This window comes from Pseudomonas sp. P4_C8, assembly GCF_056401975.1.
In genome coordinates, this window is the sequence record NZ_JBFUIH010000121.1 from 1 (window position 1) to 655 (window position 655).

The window sequence follows — 655 nt, forward strand, 5'->3', positions numbered from 1 at the left end:
GATCGGGGCGAACGGTGCTTACACCTTTACTCCGGACTCCAACTACAACGGCACCGTRCCGACCGTCACCTACACCACCAAYACCGGTTCCACCAGCACGCTGGATATCAGCGTCACTCCGGTCAATGACCCGAGCGTCCTGACCGCGGATACCAACACTGTCGATGAAGACCACGCGGCCACCGGCAACGTGCTGGGCAACGATAGCGATGTCGACAACGATCTGAGTGTCGCGACATTCACGGTTGGCGGCACCGAGTACACCGCAGGCGTCCCGGCGACCATCGCCAACGTCGGCACCCTGGTGATCGGGGCGAACGGTGCTTACACCTTTACCCCGGTGGAGAACTGGAACGGCACCGTGCCGACCGTCACCTACACCACCAACACCGGCTCCACCAGCACGCTGGATATCAGCGTCACCCCGGTCAATGACCCAAGCGTCCTGGTCGCGGACACCAACACTGTCGATGAAGACCACGCAGCCACCGGCAACGTGCTGGGCAACGACCACGATGTCGATAATCTCCTGAGCGTCTCCAGCTTCAGCGTGAATGGGGTCGACGGCAGCTTCACGGCGGGCCAGACCGCAACCATGACCGGTGTCGGAACGCTGATCATCGCCAGCAACGGTGCTTACACCTTTACCCCGGAC

At 61.9% G+C, this 655-nt stretch carries 1 protein-coding gene; it reads left to right on the forward strand.

From position 1 onward, the window contains the following. Positions 1-655 (forward strand): Ig-like domain-containing protein (locus tag AC1DWM_RS30150; RefSeq protein ID WP_477796897.1); only part of this gene is annotated, 655 nt, incomplete at both ends.